General features: G+C 68.9%; 19 protein-coding genes and 1 tRNA gene. 6 read left to right on the top strand and 14 right to left on the bottom strand.

Going from position 1 to position 22,960, the window contains the following annotated elements; all coding sequences use genetic code 11:
- Positions 1–26: 26 nt before the first annotated feature.
- Positions 27–758, bottom strand: a complete 732-nt coding sequence (locus ABD355_RS13965) for an ABC transporter ATP-binding protein (protein ID WP_344400565.1) — start codon at positions 756–758, stop codon at positions 27–29.
- The gene (locus tag ABD355_RS13960) at positions 755–1,651 is read right to left on the bottom strand and encodes an ABC transporter permease (RefSeq protein ID WP_344400564.1); all 897 of its coding nucleotides are present in this window, start codon (positions 1,649–1,651) and stop codon (positions 755–757) included. Before ABD355_RS13960 ends, ABD355_RS13965 begins: the two co-directional genes overlap by 4 nt.
- Positions 1,652–2,187: 536 nt before the next feature.
- Between ABD355_RS13960 and ABD355_RS13955 the strand changes: the two genes are divergently transcribed.
- From ABD355_RS13955 to ABD355_RS13940, 4 genes are all read left to right on the top strand, one after another.
- A complete protein-coding gene (locus ABD355_RS13955; protein ID WP_344400563.1) occupies positions 2,188–2,379 on the top strand; it encodes a hypothetical protein in 192 nt (63 codons plus the stop codon).
- A 76-nt stretch (positions 2,380–2,455) separates the two neighbouring features.
- A complete protein-coding gene (locus ABD355_RS13950; RefSeq protein WP_344400562.1) occupies positions 2,456–3,379 on the top strand; it encodes an LLM class F420-dependent oxidoreductase in 924 nt (307 codons plus the stop codon).
- Between the two features lie 74 nt (positions 3,380–3,453).
- Positions 3,454–4,278 carry a DUF1684 domain-containing protein gene (locus ABD355_RS13945; RefSeq protein WP_344400561.1) on the top strand — a complete coding sequence of 275 codons (825 nt, stop codon included), beginning with the start codon at positions 3,454–3,456 and terminating at the stop codon, positions 4,276–4,278.
- A gap of 542 nt (positions 4,279–4,820) precedes the next feature.
- On the top strand, positions 4,821–6,050 hold the full coding sequence (locus tag ABD355_RS13940; protein WP_344401209.1) for a PP2C family protein-serine/threonine phosphatase: 1,230 nt from the start codon (positions 4,821–4,823) through the stop codon (positions 6,048–6,050).
- 463 nt (positions 6,051–6,513) lie between these two features.
- On the opposite strand, the gene ABD355_RS13935 is transcribed toward ABD355_RS13940, so the two are convergent.
- The 4 genes from ABD355_RS13935 to ABD355_RS13920 are packed head-to-tail and all read right to left on the bottom strand — an operon-like array spanning position 6,514 to position 14,512.
- Positions 6,514–10,986 carry a NaeI family type II restriction endonuclease gene (locus ABD355_RS13935; protein WP_344400560.1) on the bottom strand — a complete coding sequence of 1,491 codons (4,473 nt, stop codon included), beginning with the start codon at positions 10,984–10,986 and terminating at the stop codon, positions 6,514–6,516.
- A gap of 16 nt (positions 10,987–11,002) precedes the next feature.
- Positions 11,003–12,037, bottom strand: coding sequence for an AAA family ATPase (locus ABD355_RS13930; RefSeq protein WP_344400559.1), 1,035 nt, complete (start codon positions 12,035–12,037; stop codon positions 11,003–11,005).
- Positions 12,034–14,196 carry a VMAP-C domain-containing protein gene (locus tag ABD355_RS13925; RefSeq protein ID WP_344400558.1) on the bottom strand — a complete coding sequence of 721 codons (2,163 nt, stop codon included), beginning with the start codon at positions 14,194–14,196 and terminating at the stop codon, positions 12,034–12,036. Before ABD355_RS13925 ends, ABD355_RS13930 begins: the two co-directional genes overlap by 4 nt.
- A 1-nt stretch (position 14,197) precedes the next feature.
- A complete protein-coding gene (locus ABD355_RS13920) occupies positions 14,198–14,512 on the bottom strand; it encodes a trypco2 family protein (RefSeq protein ID WP_071371683.1) in 315 nt (104 codons plus the stop codon).
- Between the two features lie 173 nt (positions 14,513–14,685).
- On the opposite strand from ABD355_RS13920, the gene ABD355_RS13915 reads away from it, so the two are divergent.
- On the top strand, positions 14,686–14,931 hold the full coding sequence (locus ABD355_RS13915; RefSeq protein ID WP_079176521.1) for an N-6 DNA methylase: 246 nt from the start codon (positions 14,686–14,688) through the stop codon (positions 14,929–14,931).
- Positions 14,932–15,449: 518 nt separating this feature from the next.
- On the opposite strand, the gene ABD355_RS13910 is transcribed toward ABD355_RS13915, so the two are convergent.
- The 6 genes from ABD355_RS13910 to ABD355_RS13885 all read right to left on the bottom strand — a co-directional run bounded on the left by ABD355_RS13910 (position 15,450) and on the right by ABD355_RS13885 (position 20,719).
- Positions 15,450–15,662, bottom strand: coding sequence for a KTSC domain-containing protein (locus ABD355_RS13910; RefSeq protein ID WP_344400557.1), 213 nt, complete (start codon positions 15,660–15,662; stop codon positions 15,450–15,452).
- Positions 15,663–15,704: 42 nt separating this feature from the next.
- Complete coding sequence (locus tag ABD355_RS13905; protein ID WP_344400556.1) at positions 15,705–16,721, bottom strand: ComEC/Rec2 family competence protein; 1,017 nt, start codon at positions 16,719–16,721, stop codon at positions 15,705–15,707.
- Positions 16,718–17,473: a hypothetical protein gene (locus ABD355_RS13900; protein ID WP_344400555.1), complete on the bottom strand. Its 756-nt coding sequence runs from the start codon at positions 17,471–17,473 to the stop codon at positions 16,718–16,720. The genes ABD355_RS13905 and ABD355_RS13900 overlap by 4 nt, the downstream gene beginning before the upstream one ends.
- 429 nt (positions 17,474–17,902) lie before the next feature.
- Entirely contained in the window at positions 17,903–18,211 is a 309-nt protein-coding gene (locus ABD355_RS13895) for a hypothetical protein (protein WP_344400553.1), read from the bottom strand.
- 873 nt (positions 18,212–19,084) lie between these two features.
- Positions 19,085–19,158, bottom strand: a tRNA-Pro gene (locus ABD355_RS13890).
- 112 nt (positions 19,159–19,270) lie between these two features.
- A complete protein-coding gene (locus ABD355_RS13885) occupies positions 19,271–20,719 on the bottom strand; it encodes an MFS transporter (RefSeq protein ID WP_344400552.1) in 1,449 nt (482 codons plus the stop codon).
- Between the two features lie 237 nt (positions 20,720–20,956).
- On the opposite strand from ABD355_RS13885, the gene ABD355_RS13880 reads away from it, so the two are divergent.
- Positions 20,957–21,529, top strand: coding sequence for a TetR/AcrR family transcriptional regulator (locus tag ABD355_RS13880; RefSeq protein ID WP_344400551.1), 573 nt, complete (start codon positions 20,957–20,959; stop codon positions 21,527–21,529).
- Positions 21,530–21,541: 12 nt separating this feature from the next.
- Here ABD355_RS13880 and ABD355_RS13875 read toward each other — a convergent pair whose 3' ends face one another.
- On the bottom strand, positions 21,542–22,267 hold the full coding sequence (locus ABD355_RS13875) for a polysaccharide deacetylase family protein (protein ID WP_344400550.1): 726 nt from the start codon (positions 22,265–22,267) through the stop codon (positions 21,542–21,544).
- Entirely contained in the window at positions 22,264–22,503 is a 240-nt protein-coding gene (locus ABD355_RS13870; protein WP_344400549.1) for a hypothetical protein, read from the bottom strand. Before ABD355_RS13870 ends, ABD355_RS13875 begins: the two co-directional genes overlap by 4 nt.
- Positions 22,504–22,960: the final 457 nt, after the last annotated feature.

Below are 22,960 nucleotides of genomic sequence, written 5' to 3'. Positions count from 1 at the left end.
CGATGGGTGAGGGTGTTGGGGGTGGTTCAGTGCTGGCCTGCGAGGCCGAGGTCTTCCAGGAGCCGGGCGCGCAGTTCCTCGCGGGCGACGCTCGCTTCGCGGTCGGCGGCGGTGAGCCGGACGTCGTGCGAGGTGCCGATGCGGCCGCTGCTCATGACGACGATGCGGTCGGCCAGGGCGATCGCCTCGTCGACGTCGTGGGTGACGAGCAGCATGGCGGCGTGGTGCTTGGTGCGCAGGGCCCGTACGAGGTCGTGCATGCGCAGCCGGGTGATGGCGTCGAGGGCCGCGAACGGCTCGTCGAGCAGCACGAGTTCGGGCTCGGAGACCAGGGCCCGAGCGAGGGAGACCCGCTGGGCCTCGCCGCCGGAGAGCTCCTTGGGCCAGGCCTTCTCCCGGCCCGCCAGGCCGACCTCGGCGAGCACGTCGCGGGCGCGCTGTTCCGCGTCGGGTCCGTGCAGTCCGAGCGTGACGTTGCGCAGGACGCGCTGCCAGGGCAGCAGCCGGTCGGCCTGGAAGACGATCGCTCGCCGTGCCGGGACCTCCACCCGGCCCGCGTCGGGCCGGTCGAGTCCGGCGAGCAGCCGCAGCAGGGTGCTCTTGCCGCAGCCCGAGGGGCCGAGCAGGATCACCAACTCCTCCTCGCCGACGGCGAGATCGAGGTGGTCGAGCACCACCCGGTCACCGAACTGACGGACCACCTGCTCGACGACGACCCCGGTCTGCCGACGCGGCTCGGTCGCGACAGTGCTGCTCATGACGCCTCATAACTGGGTCGCCACCGCAGCAGCACCCGCTCGAGAGCCCGGACGAACTGATCGGCGAGCAGACCGAGGAGCGAGTAGATCACCAGCCCCACGAAGACCTGGTTGGTCTGCAGATACGTCTGCCCCTGGGTGATGAGGAAGCCAAGTCCCTTGTCCGCGTTGACGGTTTCGGCGGCGACGAGGCCGAGGACGCTGTACGCGAGGGAGAACCGCAGGCCCACCAGGAACCCCGGGAGCGCTCCGGGCACCAGCACGCGCGTCACCAGCCGCCAGCGGCCCGCACCCGTCGTGCGCGCCATCTCGATCAGCCGCTGGTCGACGCCCCGGATCGCGGCGAACAGGTTGAGATACATCGGGACACCGGCCCCGAAGGAGATCAGCAGCACCTTGGTGAGCTCGTCGATGCCGAACCACACGATCATCAGCGGCAGCACCGCGAGGAGGGGGATCGTGTTGAGCACCTGCACCACGCCGTTGAACAGGAACTCACCGCTGCGCAGCAGCCCGCCGAGCACGCCGGTGACGATGCCCACCGTCAGACCGATCGCGAGTCCGATGCCGGCCCGCTGCAGCGAGATGGCCAAGTCCGGTCCGAGAACGCCCTGTTGCCACAGATCCGCGGCGGCCTTCACGATCGAGGTCGGCGCCGGGGCATAGGTCTTCGCCAGCACTCCGGCGCGGGCGAGGACCTCCCAGGCGACGAGGATCACGACCGGGGTGGTGTAGATGCCCAGGGGCCAGCGCAGCCGTTCGCGCAGTGTGGTGAGCGGCGTCCGGCGGCGGGCGTCCCGCGGCAGGAACACCTCGCGTTGCCGCGCACGGGTCGGCTCGGCGACCGGGACCGGCTTGGCGAGCGCCGCGGCCGGGACACGGACCTCGGTCATGGCGCCACCGCCGGCACGTCTTCGGTGACCGCACGGATGCGGTCGGTGAGCTTACGGATGGACACAGGCATGAGGAGGCCCTTCTCGGAGGAAGCGGGCGCACCGCTGGGTGCTGAGGGGTGAAGAGCGGGAGTGAACGACCGGTTCGAGGCGGCCGAACGGGGACTTGGCAGTCGGCGTGGCCGCGACGCGGGGACAGCCGGCGACCACGGACGGCACACTGTGCCCGCAGACACTTCTCCCTCAGCCGGGAAGGTCAGACGTGAGGTGAGGCCGGAGAAGAGTCGCTCAGGACGCGGATACGAAGATCCCGCTGGACGGCATCACCGGATGCCGCCGGGGACCACTTACCGGGTCAGCGACAACAAAACGCGCTGGAGACGTGCGCCAGATCGATGTGGCGCCGCCGGGTCAGGTCCACGCGCGGGTTCATGGAACGGGAGTTCAGCAGAGGTCCACCAGGTTGGTCAATAACTTCCCGGACAGGTCTTGCATTGCGGACACCCGGCCCGCCGCCCCCGGATCAGGAGCCCGCCATGGCCACTCCCCTGCCGTCCGCCACCCGCGAGATCCGGCTTGTCAGCAACCCTGAGGGGCTGCCCCTGCCCGGCCCCCGACAAGTCCTCGTCCGCAACCGGTACTTCACCGGCACCACGCTCCGCCACCACCTCGGCCTGCGCGAACCCCTCACCCACCGGTCCGCACCCGACCGGCGGCAGGCCGGCTGACCACCACACACGACTGACACGAAGCTGTCACACGGGGAGCGGAATGCGGGTTCGCCGAGCATCCGTTCTGACTGACATGACTGTGGGAGTAGCACTCAACGCATCCGACGCGCCCAACCAGGTCGACGCCACCGTGCAGTTGGCCCGGGAGGCCGCGGCCGCCGGGCTGCGGTCGGCCTGGTTCGGCCAGACCTTCGGCGCGGACTCACCCCAGCTCGCGGCGATCGTCGGACGCGAGGTGCCCGGACTGCAGGTGGGAACCTCCGCGATCCCCGTCTTCGGCCGCCACCCGCTGCTGGTCTCCAGCCAGGCCCAGACCGCCCAGGCCGCGACGCACGGCCGCTACCACCTCGGTCTGGCCCTGGGCACGAAACTGCTGACGGAGAACGGCTTCGGCCTGCCCTTCGAACGCCCCATCGCCCGCCTGCGTGAATTCCTCGCCGCGCTACGGCAGTTGACCGAAACCGGCACGGCCGACTTCCACGGCGAACTGCTCACCGCCACCACCCCGGTCCCGGCGCGCGTCCCGGGCGCAGAGAGCGGCGTCCCCCTGCTGGTCGCCGCGATGGGGCCGCAGGCGCTGCGGGTCAGCGGTGAGCTGGCGGACGGGATCCTGCCCTATCTGGCGGGACCGCGCGCCCTCGCGGACCGCATCGTTCCCGCCCTGACCGCAGCCGCCGAGGCCGCCGGGCGTCCCGCGCCCCGGATCGTGGCCCTGGTGCCCGGCGTGGTCACCGACGACGTGGACGCGGTGCGGGCGAAGGCCGCCGAGAACCTCGCGTTCTACGAACAGATCCCGTCCTACGCCCGCGTCATCGAACTCTCCGGCGGCCGACGGGCCGCCGACCTGGCCGTGATCGGCGACGAGAAGGACGTCGAGGCGGAGGTACGGCGTTACCGGGATGCCGGCGCCACCGAGGTCGTGTTCTCGAACACCGAGATCGCCGGAGAAGCGGACCGCCGGCGCACCTGGGCCCTCCTCGGCGAACTGGCCGGCTGAGCAAGCCTCCGCCCCCAGTCACCTCCACCCCCGTACCCCTGCGCGAGGCCGAGCCTCGCGACGAAGGAGACCGTATGACCACCGAGGCCACCGCGACGGACCTCCAGGCCTTCACCGAGACCTGGCTGGACTGGTACCGCGTCCAGGAGACCCGGCTCGCCGACCCGCACGGGTTCCTGGCGATCACCGGCCAGCACTGGCTCGACGACCGGCCGCAGCGCTTCCCCGACGCACCCGGCGCCTGGCACACCGGCCCCGAGGGGGTCGTCGTCACCCTCGACGAGGGCGAGGAACTGGTCGTCGACGGAGCCCCGGTGCACGGTGAACACCGCTTCGGCGTGCTCCCCGAGCGCAGCGAGATCCACGCGGTCTGGGGAGACGCCGTCATCGAGGTCGCCAAGCGCGGCGGCAACGACATCGTGCGCCCCCGGCACCCGGACGCGCCGCTGCGCACCGCCTTCACCGGGACACCCGCCTACGCGCCCGACCCGCGCTGGGCCGTGACCGGCCGGTACGTCCCCTTCGACGAGCCACGGCCGACCACCGTGGGCGCCGCCGTCGAGGGTCTTGAGCATGTCTACGACGCGCCGGGCAGGGTCGAGTTCGAACTGGACGGGCGGCAGCTGTCCCTGACCGCGTTCCCGGGACGCGGTGCGGGCAGTCTGTTCCTGCTGTTCACCGACGCGACCTCCGGGGCCACCACCTACGCCGCCAACCGGTCCCTGGCGCTCGATCCGCCCGCCGCCGACGGCACGGTCGTCCTGGACTTCAACCGCGCCGCGAACCTGCCCTGCGCCTACACGGACATGGCCACCTGCCCGCTGCCCCCGGCCGAGAACCGACTGCCGGTGGCCATCGAGGCGGGCCACAAGATCCCCGTCGAGCGCGGCGGTTCCTGAGCACCAGGGCCGGCCAGGCAACCACTCGGCTCGACAGCGGAGAGGGCGCAAACCGCCCGTGGTCCGGGAGAGTCGGGGACGGCCGTCGCCCGTGGTCGGCACGGGCGACGGCCGCCGGGCGCGAGCAGCCGCACCCTCCCCTGGCACGACATCCCGCGCTGGACGTCCTCGCGGCCCGGGGCGTGCGGGAGTCCGCCCCAGCTCGAAGCCACCGCAAGAACGAGGCCCAGGCCTGTATCGCCCGGCGGGTAGCCCAATTTCCGGTCCGAAATCCTCAAACGTGGCAACGGCAGCACCGCCGGGTCGCCTTTCGGCCTTTCCGGCGCCCGGATGCTCCCCGGACGAGCCGAACCTGAACGGTGGTGCGCGCGGCGCCGCCGCCGTCTCCCCCGCCGTCGATCATTCGACGCGCCCGCATACGGCCTGCGCAGATATTCACACGTGCAACTACCCTGGCCGCTTCGTCCCCACCCGAGCGCATGGGCTCGATGGAGCCTAGCGTGAGGGTGAGGGGGCGGCCGGAGGTGGTTGCGTTGCCGGAGATGGACTACGCGGCGTTGTTCGCCGCCACACCGAGCCCCTATCTGGTGCTGGGCCCGGACCTGGTCATCGTGGAGGTCAACCAGGCGTACCTGGACGCCACCGGCCGCATCCGCACGGAACTGCTCGGCAAGCAGATCTTCGAGGCGTTCCCCGACAACCCCGCCGACCCCGAGGCGGACGGCGTGCGCAACCTCAGCGCCTCCCTGCACCGGGTGCTGACCCTGCGGAGGCCGGACACCATGGCGCTGCAGAAGTACGACATCCCCGTCATGGACGAGCCCGGAGCGTTCGAGGAGCGCTGGTGGTCGCCGATCAACACGCCGATCCTCGCCCCGGACGGGAGCGTGCAGTGGATCATCCACCGCGTGGAGGACGTCACCGCCTTCGTCCAGGCCCGCGTGGCCGGCAACCAGCCGCCCCTGCAACAGCTGACCAAGCGCGACGCGCTGGAGGCGGAGCTGTATGCACGCGCCCGTGAGCTGCAGCGGCTGAACGAGGAACTGCGGCTGGCCCACACCCGCGAACGCCAGGTGGCCGTCACCCTCCAGGAGGCCATGCTCCAGGTGCCCGACCTGGCCCGGCACTCGGATGTCGCGGTGCGCTATCTGCCCGCGACCGGGTCTCTGAACGTGTGCGGCGACTGGTACGACATGGTCAACCTGTCCGACAGCCGGTTCGCAGTGGCGGTCGGCGACGTCGTCGGCCACGGTCTGGAGGCGGCCGCCGTGATGGGCATGCTGCGCAGTGCACTCAGTGCCGCGATCCGGGCGCTGGAGTCACCGGCCCGGGCCCTGGAGGTGCTCGGCCTGTACGCACGGTCCGTCGACGGCGCCCTGAACACCACCGCCGTGAAGGCTCTCGTCGACCCTCGCAGCCAGTTGATCATCTACAGCAACGCGGGACACCCGCCGCCGGTCCTGATGCACCCGGACGGCACCTGTGACCTGCTGGACAAGGCCACCGACCCGCCGCTGGGAGCCCGGCCCCAGCACGTGCCCCGCCCCCAGGCCGGTCAGCCCTACGAGCCCGGGGCCACCCTGGTGCTGTACACCGACGGCCTGATCGAACGACGAGGCGATGACATCGAGAAAGGGATCGCCCGCCTGGTCGACGTGCTCCGCCTGCACCGCACCCTCGGCCCGGACCGCCTGGCCGACACCCTCCTGGCCCACCTCGGCGTGGCAGGGGGCGCCCACGACGACATCGCCCTCGTCATCGTCCGGCTGTGACCTTCCGCCGCCCCGTGCCCTCGAAGCCGGACCCGGTACAGAAGAAGGGCCCTCACAGGCTCTCGCCTGCGAAGACCCTTCGCACCGTCGGGACGACAGGATTTGAACCTGCGACCCCTTGACCCCCAGGAGTGAGGGTCATGGGAATTACCTGCATATATCAGGCAGAACTAGGGTGTAGGACGTGCGTTCTCGCGCGTACTGTTCAGAGTCGCGAGCACCGTGTGGTCCCCAACTGGTCCCCAGGGCAGCGGTGACAGCGCGGGTATCTGCCTGCTGTAGACCAGCAAGTGTCGGACGGATCATCGAGCCATGTTCGGATGCGTGTTTCAGTGCCGGCAGGTCGTGCGCCCGTCGTTCGTGCTCGCCCGGTGTCGCCCTCGGCAGCAGCGTGAAGCTCACGAATGACTGCGCCCCAGGACGGTGTCCCCGGCTCGTCGGCGGTGGGACGGCGGGGCCCGCATCATCGCTGGCGGGGTTCGTTCACATGATCGCTGCTTGCCGCCGGACGCGCATGGGAAGGAAGCGCCGGCGCGCGGTGCACGGGGTCTTCGGGGGAGGCCAGAGACCAAAATCGGCCGTCTATCTCCACGACTGGCTTGTCGGCCCCGGGCGCAGCCGGTGCGACGCGCGCGCTGATGAGCTCCCCTTCCCCGGGGATGGGGAGGCCGAGCTGACGGGCGATGTGCCGGTGCGAATCGTAGTCGCCCATGATGAGGATTCCCTCGTCCCGAAGTGCTGAGCGGGATCCGCCGTTTCCGCGGAGGCGCTTCATGTAGTCCCGCTGCTGCACCACGGTACGGACGGCGTTGCGTCCGATCCGGCGCCGCTGGACGCGCCGAAACAACTCGTTGAGCCGAGCCTGGCCCGAACTGCTCATGAAGACCGCCTCCCGGTCGGCGTCGGAGATGTGCAGGAGGACGTTCTCCGCGAGCGCGGCGTCGCGCCAGAGCCAAAGGATCTTGTCGCGGTGCACTGCCTTGAGCGTGGCCTTCAGGTCTCGGTTGACCCCGGTGTTGAGCCACTCCTGATTGACGCGCAGCAATCCGACGCTCCACTGGCTCTGGTAGTCGTTCACCCAGACCAGAAGGCAGAGGTGACCCAGCGTTTCTCGAGGGAGCATCCACCCGCCGAATTGGAGGCTGACCCGGCAGTCCACGTCGACGCCGGCGATGCGGAAGTCCATAGCCTGACCGTCCTCGAAGCGAAACTCGCGCTGGATCGCGATTTCCACCAGAGTTCCGAGGTGCGTCTTCTCCGTTTTGGTCAGGTGCTTCAAGTCGTAGCGGCCCGTAACCTCGCCGTTCAACACCTCGTCGATGACATCCCGTAGGACACGCCCCATGCGTACACCGCCCGGGTCCAAATCCCGCACTGCGCGGTAGGCCACGAGGAGCTCCTCGTCGTCCGCACCCGCGCTCGTCAGCCTGTCCAGCACCTCACCCGCGCTGGCCGGGCGGTCCTCACGGTTGATCGCCAGAAGGTCCGTGACCAGCGCTTCGAGTTCGGGCGGGAAGCCGGAGGGCAGTTCCGGCCAGGGACGCGAGCCTCGGTACGCCGCTGCCTCACGTGGGATGGGCGATGACATGACCGGCGCCACGCCGGTGGCCATGGCGTAGAGCAGACAGCCCAGTGCGTACAGGTCGCTTCGGTGGTCGACGGCGACGTTCTCGAAGAGTTCCTCGGGCGACCGGTAGGCAGGCAGGAAGTCGGAGGAACTGCGGGTGGGTCGTAGCCCGCCCAAGTCGATGCTCAGCAGGCCGCGGACGCACAGACCGGGATCGGTCACAAGTACCTGCCCGTCACCGCGCAACACTAGGGCTGAGGGGCTGAGGTCCAGGTGAAGCAGGCCGTTCCGATGGAGCTCGGCAAGTATCCCGGCGATCTGCCGGCCGACTCCTCTGATCTTTTCCACTAGCAGAGTGCCGGGTGCGAGTTTAAGCAGTTGCCCCAGGTCGTCGCCGTCGACAGCATCCGTCACGAGGTACGGGCGGCTGTCGTGCAGCCCGTAGCCGCGGACCCGCACCAATCCCTGAATGTCGAGTGCGGCCAACTGCTCCGCGACGGCGAGGAAGTTCTCCTCTCCGGACGCCGTGGCCGCCCTCGGTGTGTTGAAGAGCTTGAGAACGACCTCCCTGCCCTGCTGTTCATCCGTCGCCCGCCAGGTGGTTGACGTCGCTCCGACATGTCGCCGCTGGGTCAGCCGGTAGCGTCCCTCGACCAACGTTTCCAACGCATCGGCGGGATTGCTCGGGCCACGGGTCGGCTTCCGTGCGGTCTCCTCTGAAACTCCTACCGAAGGTTCCCCGTACCGACGGCCTCCCCCTGCCGTGCTCTCGCCCGACACCGCAACGGGGAACTCCCGTGCCGAAGCTCGGTCGACCGTCGGGCCCCGGAAGGCAAGGGCGAACGCCTCGGCCAAGGCGGCGACGGAGGGCCTGCGGGTGGGGTCGTGCTCCAGACAACGCCAAAGCGACTGCAGGAGCACCGGGTTGATCCCGGAGTTGGCCACGGGGTCGTGTTCGGAGCTGTCGGCCTTCGGGTCACTCCACTGTCCCGAGAGGAAGGCCAGCAGCAGCGCCCCGACGGCGTACGCATCGCTCTGCGGCGTGAGCGAGCGCTCTTCGTCGTCCGCCTCCAGGTAGGTGTCACTGAGGGGCAACACGTCGCGGTGAGCGCTGTCGACTCCATCGATGGTCGCGGTCGCCCAGCCGACCAACCGGACGTCGCGATCGGTCACGAGAACGGACCGAGGGGAGAGCGAGCCGTGCACGAGCCCCCGGGAGTGCGCGAGGGCCACGGCCTCCGTCAAGCCGAGCCCGATCCGCAAGAAGAGCTCCTCTGGGACCGTCCCCCCATGTTCGTCGAGGATGACGCGCAAGTTTGGTGCGGGCGGTGAGGACGGCGCGTCTGCGCGGCGGTGGACGCAACTCGTCGCGACCCACGGCAGCTCCCCTGCGGTGTTCGCCGCCGCGCCGAGGAGTGCGGGGACAAGCGTGCCCTGCATGCGCGTCAGGCACTCGGCTTCCGTCCGGACGAGGTCCAGCGCGGTTCCCGGGTCGCGGGTATACAGCATGACCGGCGCTCGGACCATGGCGACGGTGCCGTCCTCGTCCTCGGCCAGGTACATCGTCAAGTGGGGCCAACCGTGGGCACTGCGTGCGCGGAGCCGGAACCGACCGAGCTGTACCGGGTCCTCCGGCAAGAGCTCTATCCAGCCGGCAGGCAGGGTTTCACCGGGGGCGTCTTCGTACGCCTCGTCAGTCCCGGCAGCTGAGTCCTGGGACCCGGCGGAACCCCCGGTCTCGCCCCCGAGGACACGGCGCCGTTCCGGCCCGAGCGCCACCGGCTCGGAACCGGCGAACGGGATGCCGAGCCGCGTTAGCACCTGCTCGCGAAGCCAGCCGAAGGAGCGCCCGGTGTCGTCGATGGCGGCCGGGCCGTTCGGGTGCCCGACCCATGCCGGGAAGACCGGGGCGCGGCCGACGGCGGCCTCAATGCGTCGCGTCACGGCCTCCGCGGTGCGCAGCAATTCCCTCGGGGAGACGGCGCTGAGGAGAACCTGCCGGGCGTCGTCCGTGAAGTCGAACCGCCGATGGTGCGGCAGACGATCCGCCCCCTCGGCGTCGAGCTCGTGCATCAAGCCTCCCAGGAACACTTCCATGAGGTGGCCGATGTCTGTCGGTGGCCCGAGGGCGGCCTGCACCAGGCGCATCACGGGCGGTGTGGCGGGGACGACGGCCGCCATATGGGCCGCGAGCCGATACGCGTCGGCGGACGCAGCCTCCCTGAATCGGAGTACCGCTTCGTCGGCATCGCCGTCCCGAGTGTCGGCCACGGTCCGGTTGGAATCGAGACGGCTGGCGTCCCAGAGCGGGAGGAGCGCTGTGCCGCCGGGCGAGGCGACGAGCCACGCCCAGTCGGCGACGGCCGCAGGGGTCGGCGCGAGAACGGGGACGGGTACGGAGTCGAAGCGGACGAGGTCCGGCGGCAGGTCCGGGTCGGTGACGTGCCAGGCGCGGGTGGGGCCGCCGCGGCGATGGGTGGTGACCTGCCAGCGCCGTGCGCGGATGCCGGTGCTCGCCCAGAGTCGGGGAGGCAGTGCCTGGATGATCGCAGTGGGACCGCAACGTCCCCAGTGATCCATCACCTGGCGCATCCCACCGTCCCACCAGGCTTCGCCCACACCGTCACTGACGACCAGCACGAGGGTGTTACCGGTCGGGTCGCACAGGGCCTCCGGCGTCAAGAGCCGACCGCGGTAGCGGTACGGGCTGGTCCGCAGGGACGGAGTGCCGTTGCGCGTATCAAGTCCGTACACGCGCACGTCTCGGAAGGCCCCGGCACGTTCCATCAGCGCTCGGACGTCGGCAGCGAGCCGCTGCCAGAGGACCATGGAGACGCCGTCGTCAACTACGAGGGCTAGGGACAGCCAGCGGGTGCGCACCGCTCTGGTGACGGTCTCGGGCACGCCCGTGTCAGCGATGGCAGCGACGGTCCGTGTGACGTCGAGTTCCTGCTGGCGCCGGTCGGGGAAGCGCTGCCGCAGCGGCCGGAGGGACTTGCCGAGCCGGAGCTGCCCGGCGCCGAGGGTACTGCTGTCCGGAGTGCGGACTGCGACCGCCGGCGAAAGGACCGCGGGCGCCTGCGCGTCTTCGTCGAGACTGGGCTGCGCCGAGGCGAACAGCGATCGCTCGGATCGCTTCTTCGTGGACTCCGCAGAGGTCGGCTCTGGTGCGGGCTGCACGGTCTCGGTCGCCGCCACCGTCGGCCCGTCGCGGTGCGGCTCTTTGTGCCGCTCCGAGGTCGCAGCGGCCACGCCAGCGGAGCGCGCCAGGGGCCTGGAGTCCCGAGGCAGCTTCCCGGCGAGCCACATGGCGTCGAGGAGTTCCTCGTGGGAGAGCTCCACCCCGCTCTCGGCCAGGACCTTCGTCACGCGCGAGAACACGGCGTCACACAGCCCCGCCGAGACGGTGCAGGACGCTTTGGAGAAGGGAAGCCGCGTCGAGGTTCACACCACCCTTGCGGAGGAAGACGGCGTTGAGCAGCTGATCGGTGGCCAGTTCGCCCTCGGCACGGCGCTCGAGGAACTCCCGCAGTAGGTCGTCGGTGTCGTCCAGGGCGTCGGGACCGAGGTGCGCGGCAACGATCTCCCGAAGCCGTCGCTCGTTGGGCTCGGGGAGATCGAGGCGGACGCAGCGCCGCAGGAAGGCGGGCGGGAATTCCCGTTCGCCGTTGCTGGTGATGACTACGACCGGGAACTCACTGCAGCGGACGTGGCCGCGCGTGACCGGGGTGGTCTCATCCAGGTCATCGGTCCGAACGTGTACCGGTGCCTGGCTCGCGGGCAGCCGGGTGAGTTCGGAGATGGCGAACTCACCCTCCTCGAAAACGGTCAGCAAGTCGTTGGGCAGGTCGACGTCACCCTTGTCCAGCTCATCGATGAGCAGCACGCGGGGGCGCTCCCGGGGCACAAGCGCATTGCCCAGAGGGCCGAGCCGGATGTACTGGCCGATGTCCGGTTCCGTGCCGTCCCCGTCCCCGTCCCCGTCCCCGTCCCCGTCCCGCCGTAGGGTCGCCTCGCGCAGCCGGCCGACGGCGTCGTAGTGGTATAGGGCGTCCTGAAGAGTTGAGCGGCTGTTCACCGGCCATTGCAGGACACGGCCGAGCGCGAGTTCGTGAGCGATGGCGTGGGCCAGCGAGGACTTGCCCGTGCCAGGCTGGCCGGTCACCAGGAGGGGCCGGCGCAGGTGAAGTGCCGCGTTCACCACCTCCACCTCGTCGGGGTCGATGAGGTACGGCCGCTGATACGGAACCCTGTCACCGGTCACGGTCTCCTGACGGTCGAAACGGCGCCACGGGGGTGCAGCGGGGAACGGCACCTCACGGCGTTCCCCGTCTCCGCGGAACAGCCACCAGTCATCGGCTCCGCCGTTGGCGGATGAAAGCCGAGGGCTTGTACCAGCCAGGGGCTCTGAGGTGGTCATGACGCGTGCGATCCTCTCCAGGGGTCTCTCAGTTGAAGCGACTCAGTCCGTGGGAGACAACCTTCCGGTTCCCACACGAGGGAGGGCCGTGCCCGCCGCTCCGCCGGGCAAGCCGCCGAGTCGCTCCGGAAGACCCGGACCCGCTCGGGAAGTCCCTCCAGATCGCCAGCGGGAGCCAGGCCCTCCAGTCTGCCTGCGTCCTCGTAGCCGGTGGCCTCACGGTCCCACAGCACAACCGGGACGCCCATGACGAGACATGTCAGCAACCAGGACCGGCGATCGTTGGCAGGGCCGTGGAGGACCACCCGTGCGGTATCACGATGCTTGGTCTTCAGTAGATTCACGAGCTGCCTGGCGTCGCCGGACGTCTGGCTGGTGACGAGCACTGAGGCGCGTCCGTTCTTCCACCGGCGTACCTGGTCGCCTTCGCGTTGCGGCCTCTGGTCACTGAGTTCCGGGCAACTCAGGGAGACGCGGTAGTCCCCTCCGATCGGCCACGCGGGAAGGATGTTGTCGAGCGCTCCGGGCTCCCATTCGTCGACTGCCAAGTCGAGCCCCGCCCGGTCGACCACGACGGTCACCCACGGCGCATGGTCGCCTTGCCCCGGCTCCTGGGTCACGGCGAAGACTGCTTCGCTCAGGCTGCTTGCCGCCTCTCGCGGGGTCTTGGGCTCTGACTCCGCCTCCTTGAGCACGCGGTACGAACCGTCGTCGCGGACAAGCAGAATTCGGACCCGGTACCGGTCGCCCCCGGCGGAGGGGTCGTGTGCCAACTCCATCACGACCCGCGACACCGGCGGCGCTGCCCGCTTCGCCCACTGGGCGGCGTCCGCACGCCGCTCGCCCAGGGCCCCGACGTGGATACCGAGCCGCCGGGCGGTCTTCCCTGACCACGCGCGCAGGTCGTCGCCCAGCCCGTCGCCCATGGCCGCCGCCACGTACTCAACGAGCCGCAGTAGGGCCGGCACCGGCGGGGCGCCCTCGGGGCCGCTCACACCGTCGGACAGATCCTCCAAGCCCTCGACCACGCCGAAGACATCGTCCTCGCCGAGCTGCGGACGGGTGAGGATCTCCGGAAGTACGACGTACCGCAGCGCCTCACCGGCTGTTCGGGGCAGCAGCGTCGGCTGCTTCTCGCAGACCTGGCGCAACAGGCCGATCAGGGCGTCGTACTCATTCACGGAGAGCAGCAACCCGCAGTCGAGTGCCCTGGCCCACGAGAACAGATGAGTCAGAGCGGCGCGGGCCGTCCCCTGCACACTGCTCGCGAGGGCTTCGCCGAGCGAGGCGAGCGCCCGGGGATGCGCCATGAGGAGCGCAACGAGGTCGGCAGCAGTGGGCTCATAGCCGTCGGCCTCGTAGCCCAGTTCGCGCGCCAGTGCCCGGGCGTGATCGACACGAACGCCGGGATACGAGAACAACGGCGCGAGCAGCTTCTCCAGTTCACGCTCAGCGGGCGTGCGCTCGGCGACGGGCCTGGCCTCAGGCAAGAAAGCGCCGATCGCACTCAGCTCGGGCGACCGACCGGTTTGCTCCTTCACGTGGGACGCGAAGCCGCCGTCTCCAGAGAAGGAGGACACGGGCAGAGCAATCAGCCGACGAGCTCCGTAGGCGTGGTCCTCCTCGGTCACGACGCCGACGAGATGACCGCCGCAGAAGATCGCCGCCCCCGAGGCCCCGCCCCACGCGTTCCCGCCGTCGGTACGGGCGGTGGGGGCCGGTCCCTGGTCGAGGACGTAACGGTCCTTACCTCCGGAGAGGACCGGTAGGACACCGCGCAGGTGCTCCGGCGCCCGGGTCTCCCCTTTGGCGGCCCAGGGATAGCCAAGACCCTCGTACGGCAGTGGCGCGGTGCTGGCTGGGCAGCCCCAGCGAACGGAGCCGGGCAGATCGATCTCACGGTCAATGCGCAGCAGAGCAACGTCCAGTCCGTCCGGGTGGGCCCAGAGCAGTTCCGCGTCCACACGCGTCGTCTCGCCGTCGAGATGGTGGCCTACGCGCACGGTGATGACCGGCCACAGCATTCCCGTGTCGCGATCCTCCAACACGTGGCGGGCGGTCAGCACGAGCCGCGGAGCGATCAGATAGCCGGAGCCGACGGTGAGCCGCCCCTCGACTGTGCCTCCGCTGCGGATCAGCGCCAGTCTGCGCGGATCCATGTCACTCCTCGTCCAGCGACCCGAACTCATCGTCGCCGATCTCGGGGCGCGCGCCTCCGAAGGCCCGGTCCTTAACTGACAGCTTCAGCACCAGCTTGTGGGTACGGACGGTGGATTGCTCGCCCCCCGCGCCGACCGCAACCACGCCGAAGGAAAGCTTGCCGTCTCCCTTGGCGGACTTGCGCAGTTCGAGCTGCAGCTCCAGCGCCGCCTCTTCAACGCCGAAGGAAAACTGCTGGTTGACACCAAGCCGCTGCGCCTCGTACAGCTCCTGCCGCAGCTCCTCGATAGCTGCGGCCAGACCGATAGTCGACAACTTCGCCCCGCCCCCGGTTCAAGCAAATCAGAAAAACAGTGGGTCGCCGGTACGGTACAACGCTCGCGAGACACCGCAAACCACGGTCATGGACAATGACTTGTGGAAGGAGCCGTCCACGGCATGCCACCGCGCGAGAATGAGTCCACCGCGTCTGGTCGATCTGGTCAGCGATGCCCACTTTGCTGGCAATGACGGGAAGTCGGCGCAGGACGTGCTGCCCACTTCGCGTGGCTCCAGCACGCCGTCTCGAAGCTGGCCGACCACGGACGACCGTAGCCCTTGCCAACGGGTCGCGCTCCTCGCCCAGAGTCGAGCCTCAGATCCGCCAGTCGATGTTGGAAGCGGACCGGGTCGCCGGCATAGTTGCATTGCCGCCCCAACTCTTCGGGACGACCCAGATCCCGACCTGCCTGTGATTCCTGGCCAAAGGCAAGTCCCGAGGCCCTTGGCCTCCTGCAGGTTCACAAACACGAGCAGGAACGCCTCCTCCCAGCAACATCAACGACCCGGCGCCAGCCGCGTGGCCCATGTCCAAGATCCCGGATCAAGCTCTGTCACGGCGCCTGACAGTGAGGCCCGAGATTATCGTCGCTAAGGAGGTCGACCTGCTGGGCGCATCCACTCTCTTCCCGGGTCTTCACCACGGTCGACCCTGCCATGCAGATCCGTGCACTGACCACTGGTCCCCAGAGCTGGTCCCCAAGCCAACATCGCCGAGCCCTCACCCCAGTTGGAGGAGTGGACGCTTGTGTCAGCGCTCGGGGCATCCGTGACGCCGTGGCACCATCGCCGAGGAAGAAGAACGCAGACTCCGGAGCGACGTGCGGCCGTCGAAAAGGTGCTGAGGGCGGCGGCAAGTTCAGCAAGCGATGCCCCAGAAACCAGATCCAGCCGCAGCAGTCGGCGAAGGAAGAGGACGGGCGAGTAACCACCCTTACATCACACGCCGATACGAATACCGATCCTTGATGAAGTGAGCGTGGTAGCGGCCTTTGCTCGGAGCATTCATGAACGCGGCATATACCGACTGCGTAACACCGTAGTACTGGTACACAGTTCCGCTATGGAACCCAACCTCAAGAATCGATCCTTCGAAGTCATAACCTATCGAAGCAACGTTACTCGAGACGACAGGCTGTCGCTGCAAGATCCCTCCTACAGATATTAGTCTGACTGCCTTGATATTGCCCTAGTCGATCGTGTAGATCCTCTCCCCCTCCTGGTTTTCCACCCACACATCGCCGTCATCCCAAACCGTGACGGTAATCGTGCCGTTGAATCGCGTGGAGAGCACCTTCGCACCGTGGCTCTTGTATTCGTCGGAGGCGTCGGTGTCGGGCTTCTTGCCGACCGAGCAGATCACGACTTCCGGTGACATGGCGTCCACGGCCTCCTTGTGGTATCCAGACTCCCGGCCGTGGTGCGACGCCTTGAGGATGTCGCACTTGATCGCGTCCTCCCCAGGCTCGTCCAGGATGGACTTCCAGGCAGCCGCCTCAGCGTCGCCAGGCAGGATCACCGTACGACCGGCGTGCGTCAGCTTCAGGACGTAGGAGCAGTCGTTGTAGCTCCCGCTTGCAGCGCAGCCGTCGATCAGCTCTGGCGTGGGCGACAGGATCTCGATGTTGTCGTCGGTCCAGTACTCCCCAGTCCAGCCCCTGAATTTGTTCAGAACCTTGAGGGTGCTGCCGTCCGGCCCCTTTCCCTTGCGCAGGTTCTCGTACGCCTCCCAGTCGGCGTAGTCGAACGGCCCGTAGTCAAAGTCGGATTCCTTGAACGTCTTGTCGTGGTTGACATCCCAGAAGTTGACCAGATCCACCTTCTCGTCCCAGAAAATCCGATGCAGACCGCTCATGTGATCCATGTCGGGGTGCGTCTGGATGTAGCGGAAGAGGCTCTTGCCTGGGAAGTTTTCCTTGAAGTAGTCAGCCGGATCGACCAGCAGGGACTTGTAGTACTCCTCCCAAGAGCGGAACTTGCCCTTGATAAATCGCGCCTGATGCCGGAAGTTGTACAGGGAGACGCCCTTGGCGAGGGCCAGAGCCTTCTCATCCTCCTCGGGCAGCTTCTTCGAATTGTTTATGTCGATCATCATGATCCTGCCCGAGGGCAGCTCAACGATCGTGCAGTCTCCGTGCCCCACGTTGAGGAAATGAATCTTCATCACAGCTGTTCCACCACTCCGTTCAAGGTCGTGCAGACTCACGCGTTCGGATCCGACACAGTCGCAGCGGCGTCACCCTTCAATGTGACGGCGGACTGCAACAACTGCTGGGCATATTTGTTTGCCGCTTCTCGCACCCGCCCTGGAGAAGGCCAAAGACACCAGTAGATGAAGAATGCGAAGCACACAGCCACGCCGAACAAGTTCTCGGCCGTTATGCCATCCTGGTGCCGCCCGAGCGACAACCACGCCATGTAAGCACCCGCAACCAGGACTCCACCGAGGCTGATACCGCGGCCGATCCAGCGAACCCCGTACAGGTTGCGGGCAAACCCGTAGTTGCGGTTCTCGTTGAACAACAGCTTGAACTTCTCGTTGTCCCGCGTGCGGTCTCGCACCTGGCCAACGGCCGTTGCAATCGCCTGGTCGGCTCGCAAAGGATTCGCGCGCTCCGCCCGCAGGCTCAGAAGCTCTACGTGGGACACTTCCGCTACTGCCATGCGCCAAAGGTCCCGCTGCACCTCGTTGTCCGAGGGCTCCCGCAGCCTCAGCCACGCCGTAGTCGGCGGGCCACCCCAACTGGCCCAAAGGGTCTTCTCGGCCTTCCGGCCTTGCTGACGGACTATGTCAGCCACCACAACGGGGGTGCCGATGAGGACCACCGCGCCCATGGCGTAGGAGACCGTTGGGAGCTGACGCAAGCTCAGCACCGACAGCAGAATCGCCACCGGAAAGATCGCAAGCAGACCGGGCACGAGTCGCGCCCGACGCTCGTACTCGTCGAGCCACACCACGGTCAGACACCCCCGGCGGCAGTCTGCTCGTGACGGTTCCCGCTGCGGTTCCCACGCCGGAGGGCGGTGGCATTGCGCCCCCTGGACGCCTCCCCGACTGAGAGGGAGCCGATCTCGTTTCGCACATTGGTTCCTTGGCGTACAGGCGCGTTGGCGCATCACACAAAGAGACGGCCGCCGCACCCCGTGCCTTCGGCCAATCACTCCCCACAGTAGCCCCACATACCGACATTTGCTCACGCTCCGTCAGGCTCGGGGCAGACAAAGGGAGTAGACCACCCACGCTCCTGACTGTTTGTGATCACTTCTGTCGACTGGTGACCGTACGCATCTCTCGCTCCAGCACCCACACGAACGTCACGCCACCCTTGAGGAACGTCCATTTTCGTAAGCAACTTCGACGCTCGGCGACGGATCCGATGCGGTGAGCTATGCATGCCGCGGCCGGCATGGACCGGTGAGGTAATCCAAGACCTTCATGTAGCGGATACCGCAATCGCCGTACCAAAGTTCAGCCCGAAAGTCCTTGGTCGGCTGGGCAAGGTCAAAGTGCCGAACGTGTCCGTGCTGCTGGACGAGCACGCGGTAGGCGCACGAAACGGTGACCGGCTCCCCGGCCTTCACGTCGCCGCCGAGGCCCACAGTGAAGAACTGGCCCTCCTCGCGGACACTGGGGCGGATGCTCTGCAACTTGCCGTCGACGGCAACTTCCACCGGCTCAAAGACTTCCAGCGACAAGGCGTCGTGACCGCTATGGGTTCGAACTACCACACGACTGTAGACGCCGGGTCGGCCAGAACCTCCGGGTACGCGTCCAGGATGGAGACACAGAACAAGCCCAGCAGCGGACTGGTCGGCACAAAGCGGTACTTCCTACCGGACTGTGGCGACGAACCTCGCGCCTCGGCCGTCCGTCGGCACCCTGTGTCCAGGGCGCGAGCTATACCGCAACGCGGGCATCCTCTCAGCCGAGTTGTGTCCGACCCTCAGACGGGCCTCTAGGTGCCGGATGGCCCCTGTCTCACGCTGGACCAAGCCGCACTCGTCCACGTCGACCCTTGAAGCCACCACTCCCGAGACCCACTTGGCAGTCGGCGTCGACGACCTGCTCCGCCACCGACCGGCGTCGAGGCCCCCGTCACGGTGAAGTTCGCAGACCATGCAGGCACATGCCGCAAAGGACCTGATCGCCACTGGGGGCGCCCTGGACCTTATTGGACCTTCCGGCTGCATCAACGGGCACTAGCATTCAACAGCCGTCATTGGGACAGGTCAGCAGGCCCATCGATACCCGTGCCACACGCTGCCTCAGGGCCAAGCCAGCGCGATGCCAGACGTCGGTAGCGGCCAGCCTCGTCCGATGGAGTGGTGTACCGACGGCCACTCCACGAGACGCGCCCCGCCGCCATCACCCGTCCGGGACGCACTAGAAAGTCACAGGTCAGACCATGTACCCGCACCACCGGCCTGCCATCCGTGGCGCACCTTGACTGGGTCAAGGTGCGCCACAGCCCCTTCAAAGTGCACTGGTCCCCAAGCGGTCCCCAAGAATGATCAAGGGGCCACTTCAGATCTCCTCTGAAGCGGCCCCTGACCTGCGACTTCGTAAAGTCGGGACGACAGGATTTGAACCTGCGACCCCTTGACCCCCAGTCAAGTGCGCTACCAAGCTGCGCCACGTCCCGGTGCGCTTCCCGCGGTGAACCACGGGATCACGCAGGTCAACCTTACCGTACCCACACCGGTGTTCCGGCCGGGGCCGGTGGCCGGCCCGGCGGTCCGGGCCGGCCCCTTGGCTCAGGCGGGGGTGCCGGACGCGGCCGCTTCCGGCTCGGTGGGGGTCCGGTCGGCGGTGGGGGCCGGACCGGTGAGGCGGGCCGTGCGGGCCGTCGGGACCAGCAGGGCCGCCAGTGCTGCGGCCAGGCACAGCACCGCCAGCAGGGCGAAGCCGTGGGCGTAGCCGGAGGCGTACGGCAGCCCCGAGGGCTGGAGGTGGCCGGTGACCAGGACGCTGGTGACGGCGGCGCCGATGGAGCCGCCGATGGTGCGGATGTTGGCGTTCATACCGGTCGCGGCGCCGGTCTGGGAGGCCGGGACGCTGCCGACGATCAGGTTGGCCATGGAGGCGAAGGCCAGTCCGATGCCGAGGCCGAACACGCCCGACACCAGGGCGACTTGCCACTGCGCGGAGTGCCAGAGGGAAAGGACGCCCAGGGCGAGGGCGCCGAGTGCGGCACCGGTCGTCAGGAGGGACTTCGCGCCCACCACCGGTTCCAGACGGCCGCTCAGGATGCCGGAGAGGAACATCGCCACCAGCATCGGCAGCATCAGCAGGCCGGAGGCCGTGACGCTCGCGCCGAAGCCGTAACCCGCTGCGGCGGGCGTCTGGACGAACGCCGGCAGGAAGGACCACAGCGCGTACATGCCCGCACCGAACAGCAGGGCGGCGGTGTTGGTGGTCCACACGGCCGGCAGTCGCATGACGCGCAGGTCGATCAGCGGGGTGCGGGAGCGGGCCTCGGACAGCAGCCACACGGCGAACAGGACGACGGCCGCGGCGAACAGACCGATCACCTTGGCCGAGCCCCAGCCCCACTTGCCCGCCTGACTCAGCGGCAGCAGCAGGGCCACCAGCCATGCCGAGAGCAGCCCTGCGCCGAGCCAACTGACCTTGCCCTCGGCCCGGTTGGGCGACTCGGGCACATAGCGCAGGGCGATGAGCACGGTGGCCGCGACGACGGCGACCGGGATCCAGAACAGCCAGCGGTAGTCGAGCGCGGACACGATGGGTCCGGCAGCGACGATGCCGACGCCGCCGCCCGCGGCGATCACCGCGGACAGGTTGCTGATGCTGCCGCTGACCTGGGAGGGGGCGAACTCGTCGCGGATGATGCCGAAGGAGAGCGGGAAGAGCGCGCCGCCGACGCCCTGGACGACCCGGGCGACGATCAGGACGCCGATGTTCGGGGCGAGCGCAGCGAGCAGACAGCCGAGCAGCACGACGAACAGGACGGCGACCAGGGTGCGCTTCTTGCCGATCAGGTCGCCGACGCGGCCGAGGATCGGGGTGAAGACGGAGGCGGACAGCAGATAGGCCGTCATCACCCAGGTCGCGGTGGACTGGGAGGTGTGCAGCGCGTGCTGGACGGTCGGCAGGGCCGGCGCGATCAGCGACTGCAGCATGGCGAACACACCGGCGCCGGTCGCGAGGACCGCGAAGGTGAGACGGGTGGACTTGCTGGGCATGAAGGGCCTCTCCGAACGAGCGGGGTGCGGCCGAGGTTCTCGGGCCACGGTCGTGCGGGCCCGGAGCGCCGGTGGGCGGGTTCGGGCACGCCGACGGCCGCGGTGAGCGGTCGCGGAAAGGTGGTGGATGTGCCCTCCACTGGTAAAGTGGAGGAGTACCTCCACTCTAACGGAGGCACCCCTCCGCTTCAAGTAGCGGAGGCATTCCTCCGTATCGAACCAGCTCTGGAGGCTCCCGTGACGTTCCCCGTCGGCGAGATCGTGGCGTCCCGGCGGCCGCACCGTAAGGACGCCGCACGCAACTACGACGCCCTGCTGGACGCGGCCCGCGAGGCGTTCGCGGAACACGGCTCCGATGCCTCCCTGGAGGACATCGCGCGTCGGGCGGGCGTGGGCATCGGCACGCTCTACCGCAATTTCCCGACCCGCCGCGATCTGTTCGAAAGCGTCTACGCGAGCGACGTCAACGAGCTGTGCCGGGTCGCGCAGGAGGTCGCCGCGCTGGAGCCGTGGGAGGCGCTGACGGCCTGGCTGCGCCGGTTCGCGGGGTACATGGTGACCAAGCGGGCCGTCCGTGAGGCCCTCAACGACGAGTCCGAGATCTTCCAGGCCTGCCGGGAGTCGATGTACGCGGCGGGCGGGCCGCTGTTCGAGCGGGCGCAGGCGGCGGGCGAGGCGCGCAAGGACATGGACTTCGTCGACCTGCTGCGGATGGTGGCCGGCATCACCGCCACCGCCTTCGACGACGACGCCCAGCGCGATCGCGTCCTGGCGATCGCACTGGACGGGGTGCGCACCACCGCCCGCTGACGCTCCCCGGCTCTACCGCCCGTGTTCGCGCAGCGGCCCGACCGACAGGTCCCGTTCCTCGCAGGTGTCGAGGATGCGGGGCAGCGCGCCGAGGGCCGAGCGCCAGGCGCCGGGAGCGGAGGTGCAGTCGGAGTCGTGGAGCAGGATCGTGCCGCCGCCGTCCAGGTCGCGGGTGACCGTGCGGTGGACCGAGTCCGGGGTGGCACGGGCGGTCCAGTCCTCGCCCCAGGCCGTCCACAGCACCGGAGTGAGGCCGAGACGGCGAGCGGCCAGGTGGGCGCCGGTGGACATCACGCCGTAGGGCGGCCTGAAGAGCGTCGGGGTACGGCCGGTGAGGGCACCGACCGTGTCGCGGGCGCGGGCGAAATCGTCGTACGTGGCGCGCGGGCCGCGCAGCAGCAGCGGGCGGTGGAGCCAGCCGTGGATGCCGATCTCGTGCCCGGCGGCGGCGATCTCACGGACCAGGCCGGGCGAGCGGCGCGCCTGGCAGCCGAGCAGGAAGAAGGTGGCGGTGACCTTCCGTTCCTCCAGGGCCCGCAGGAAGAACGGGGTGGACAGCGGGTCGGGCCCGTCGTCGAAGGTCAGCGCGACGTGATCGGCGCGGCCCCGGCCGGCGAGGCGGGGCATGGCCCGGTTGCGCAGCGGGCCGAAGGTGGACAGCACCGGGGCCGCGTGAGCGGCGACCAGTGCGGGAACGGCGACTCGGGCGGCCGTACGAAGCAGGCGTTCGGTACTCACGAACGGTGACCCTCCGGGTGATGAGCGCCGGTGTGCGGCGAATCGTCGAGGTCGAGGCCACGGCCGATGGCGTGCATGACCCCCTCGCCCGTGTCCGTGGTGGCGACCGCGGTACCGACCGCGCCCACCCAGACGGCACAGGCTACGGCGGCGGTGGCGGCGAGCCGGCGCAGGGCGGGGCGGGTGAAACGCCCTCCCCCGGCGGAGGACTCAACGGCCGCAAGGGCTGCTCCCATCCCGAGCACACCGCCCGCACGAGCACCGACACCGCAGCCAACGGCCCCGACCCCGCGTCCAACGGAAGTCACAACGTCCGGACCAGCCTCGGCCCCACATACAGTGGGCGACGCAGCGGCCGGAAGGGCTCCCACCCTGTCTGCGGCCGACGGGCCAACCGCCGGACGGCTGCTGGCCCCGCGTCCGGCAATGGGCCCCACCGCCGGACGGTCCCCCATCCCCTGCCCAGCAGACGCCTCAACCACCGAACCACCCCCGGCCCCCGGTGCAGCACACGGCTCAACCGCCGGACAGCTTCCTGCCCCGCGTCCGGCAGACGCCTCAACCGCCGAACCACCCTCCGCCCCGTGTACGGCCCACGGGCCAACCGCCGGACGGCTTCTGGCCCCGCGCCCGGCACTAGGCCCCACCGCCGGACGGTCCCCCATCCCCTGCCCAGCAGACGCCTCAACCACC

Source organism: Streptomyces longisporus (assembly GCF_039532765.1).
GTDB lineage: Bacteria > Actinomycetota > Actinomycetes > Streptomycetales > Streptomycetaceae > Streptomyces > Streptomyces longisporus.
This window is presented reverse-complemented; position numbering and strand designations above follow the sequence as displayed.

Excerpts from the sequence above, each read along its gene's own strand:
- ABD355_RS13965 (WP_344400565.1), bottom strand. The coding sequence starts at position 758 with ATGAGCAGCACTGTCGCGACCGAGCCGCGTCGGCAGACCGGGGTCGTC.
- ABD355_RS13960 (WP_344400564.1), bottom strand. The coding sequence starts at position 1,651 with ATGACCGAGGTCCGTGTCCCGGCCGCGGCGCTCGCCAAGCCGGTCCCG.
- ABD355_RS13955 (WP_344400563.1), top strand. The coding sequence starts at position 2,188 with ATGGCCACTCCCCTGCCGTCCGCCACCCGCGAGATCCGGCTTGTCAGC.
- ABD355_RS13950 (WP_344400562.1), top strand. The coding sequence starts at position 2,456 with ATGACTGTGGGAGTAGCACTCAACGCATCCGACGCGCCCAACCAGGTC.
- ABD355_RS13945 (WP_344400561.1), top strand. The coding sequence starts at position 3,454 with ATGACCACCGAGGCCACCGCGACGGACCTCCAGGCCTTCACCGAGACC.
- ABD355_RS13940 (WP_344401209.1), top strand. The coding sequence starts at position 4,821 with ATGGACTACGCGGCGTTGTTCGCCGCCACACCGAGCCCCTATCTGGTG.
- ABD355_RS13930 (WP_344400559.1), bottom strand. The coding sequence starts at position 12,037 with ATGACCACCTCAGAGCCCCTGGCTGGTACAAGCCCTCGGCTTTCATCC.
- ABD355_RS13925 (WP_344400558.1), bottom strand. The coding sequence starts at position 14,196 with ATGGATCCGCGCAGACTGGCGCTGATCCGCAGCGGAGGCACAGTCGAG.
- ABD355_RS13915 (WP_079176521.1), top strand. The coding sequence starts at position 14,686 with ATGCCCACTTTGCTGGCAATGACGGGAAGTCGGCGCAGGACGTGCTGC.
- ABD355_RS13885 (WP_344400552.1), bottom strand. The coding sequence starts at position 20,719 with ATGCCCAGCAAGTCCACCCGTCTCACCTTCGCGGTCCTCGCGACCGGC.
- ABD355_RS13870 (WP_344400549.1), bottom strand. The coding sequence starts at position 22,503 with ATGGGAGCAGCCCTTGCGGCCGTTGAGTCCTCCGCCGGGGGAGGGCGT.